1 protein-coding gene is annotated in these 960 nt (G+C 63.4%); it reads left to right on the top strand.

All coding sequences use genetic code 11. The features are described 5' to 3' along the window. A partial coding sequence (gene tnpC / locus ACXJ3V_RS20095; RefSeq protein WP_457102125.1) for an IS66 family transposase occupies nt 1–714 on the top strand: 714 nt, incomplete at its 5' end. Nucleotides 715–960: the final 246 nt, after the last annotated feature.

Raw genomic sequence — 960 nt, 5'->3', positions numbered from 1 at the left:
GCCTTCGACCCCGAGCCGGGGGTGGTGTACGACTTCTGCCTCGGGCGAGGCGGCAAGTACCCGAGCGAGTTCCTCAAGGGCTGGTSYGGCACGCTCGTCATCGATGCCTATGCGGGCTATGACGGTGCCCTGTCGCTCGAAGGGCGCAGCGCCGCTTTTTGCTATGCGCATGCGAGACGGAAATTTGACGAACTCATCAAGACCGCACCCCAAGCGAGCCCGGTCGCCGCCGAGGCGATACAGCGCATCGCATGGCTGTACAGAATCGAGGCCGACGCCAGGGAATTGACCTGYGAGGAGCGGCTGCAGATGCGGCAGGAGCGATCCAAGCCATTGTGGGATCAGCTGCATCTGTGGCTCAAACTCGAGCGCACGCGCGTGCCCGACGGTAGCGCGATCGCCAAGGCGATTGACTACAGCTTGAACCGCTGGGAGGGGTTCGGTCGCTTCCTGCTCGATGGCGACGTGCCGCTGGACAACAACCATTGTGAGAAYCGGATGCGGCCRATAGCWGTTGGAMGMARAAATTGGCTYTTYATTGGRAGCCAGYTGGCCGGCGAGCGSGCTGCTGTCGTGATGAGCTTGCTTCAGTCGGCCAAGCTCAAMGGGCACGACCCTTGGGCCTACCTGAAGGACGTCCTCACCCGGCTGCCGATGCAGTTGAACAGYCGGATCGAGGAATTGCTGCCCCACCGGTGGCAGCCTGCCGGCTGAGGTCGCCCAGGTCGACSMCMGGCGCCGCGCCGAGACGRCCGCSGMTCGACCGACAACGAACACGGTCAGCACGACGACGCCGAGCCAGCGCGAGGCAAACACCATTGCCTTCGCCCAAGCCGCATCCACCATGTTCATCATGGACGCGATGCTCAGCCACAGGCCACGTCACCTCAAGATGCCACGGCCAGGCGCTTACAGAGAAGATGCGCCTTCCGGACTTCTATGTGGGAGGCGCCCTCTATG

This window comes from Microbacterium sp. P5_E9, from assembly GCF_054049175.1.
The sequence above is the reverse complement of the archived record's forward strand: the minus strand, read 5'-3'. Positions and strand labels throughout refer to the sequence as shown.